1 pseudogene is annotated in these 585 nt (G+C 66.0%); it reads right to left on the minus strand.

The annotated features are described in order from the left end of the window. A pseudogene (locus FQ755_RS05075) lies at positions 1-585 on the minus strand (hybrid-cluster NAD(P)-dependent oxidoreductase); the annotation flags it as partial.

Raw genomic sequence — 585 nt, forward strand, 5'->3', positions numbered from 1 at the left:
GCCGGCCTGGCGCGCGGCCTCGAGCACATGCTGGTCGGCGCCGCAGCTGATCTCGCGGTGGCTCCTGGCGAAGCTCACCGTGTAGTGCGTGGTATCGGGCACCGGCACGCCCTCCTCCACCAGCGTCTCCACCACTTCGGGCGCGGCCTCGTCGAGCAGCGTCTCGAACGAGAAGCTTTCCTCGTGATACTGCTTGCGATCGAAACCGGCTTCGTCGAGCAGGTCGCGCACGGCCTTCATATAGGGCGCCGGCCCGCAGGTGAAGATCTCGCGTTCCATGAAATCCGGCGCGATCAGCTTGAGCAGCGGCAGCGAGAGGTACCCCGTCACGCCGTGCCAGTTGGTACGCGTGCCGATCCGCTCGCAAACGAACGAGGTGCGGAAATTGGCCTGGTTGGCGGCGATCAGGTCGAGCTCGCGCGAGAAGATGATGTCGTCGGGCGTGCGTGCGCTATGCACGAACACGATGTCGCGATCCTCGGCGAGATCGTGATGCGCGCGGCTCATCGACATCAGCGGCGTGATGCCGGAGCCGGCCGAGAGGAACAGGTACTTGCGCGCCGGATGCCGCGCGCAGGTGAATTC

This window comes from Paraburkholderia sp. BCC1885 (assembly GCF_900996235.1).
Taxonomy (GTDB): domain Bacteria; phylum Pseudomonadota; class Gammaproteobacteria; order Burkholderiales; family Burkholderiaceae; genus Paraburkholderia.